The 638-nt window shown below is 29.8% G+C and carries 1 protein-coding gene and 1 pseudogene; both read right to left on the bottom strand.

Features of this window, described 5'->3' with window-relative positions; all coding sequences use genetic code 11:
* Positions 1-260: pseudogene (locus tag RCF13_RS00095) on the bottom strand (hypothetical protein); the annotation flags it as partial.
* 132 nt (positions 261-392) lie between these two features.
* On the bottom strand, positions 393-638 hold a 246-nt coding region (locus RCF13_RS00090; RefSeq protein WP_308140655.1), incomplete at its 5' end, for a hypothetical protein.

Here is a 638-nt window from a genome sequence, read left to right as displayed (position 1 = left end):
GTATAAACGAATAATGAGATCATTTTACTTGACCATAACAAAGATTTTTTTCTAACACGAGGAAGCAAATATACACCGTTTTTTTGTATATCTGAATGAGTAAAATGTCCTAGTGCCAATAAAGGAATCAACTGAAAGAAGAGCCAGTAAAAAGGGAATGTTAGACGACCTTCTTTATAAAAGTGAGCTAGATTAATAAAATCTACACCTGAAAATATTTTATAAAAATTAATACTTAGAGAAACATGTCGCTCATTCATGGCGGTAAGTTGATTCCATGTACAATAAAAAACAATAGCAGTGTATAAAAGGATTAGAAAAGTAGACATTTTCATGGTATCTCTAAAGCGTAAATACAAGTCTCTTTTTAATAAATAGTATAATATCATTTATTAATGCACCTCTTTCTCTTCTTCCGAAGAGATATAATTCTTTTTCTCAATAATGAATATGCTAAGGGCATATATGAAAAAGAATATACCTACACGTAAGGCTATTATGCCTATGCCGTTGGCTGGATTTTGGAAAAAGGTATGTATAAATAAGTAGCCGTTTAATAGTAACGCATCTACTGTTATTGTACATATTAAAATAATTATTACCAGAATGTTTGGTAATAGAAGTTGTAAAAAAGCAGC

The sequence above is a fragment of the Stenotrophomonas maltophilia group sp. RNC7 genome (assembly GCF_030910085.1).
GTDB lineage: Bacteria > Pseudomonadota > Gammaproteobacteria > Xanthomonadales > Xanthomonadaceae > Stenotrophomonas > Stenotrophomonas sepilia.
This window is presented reverse-complemented; position numbering and strand designations above follow the sequence as displayed.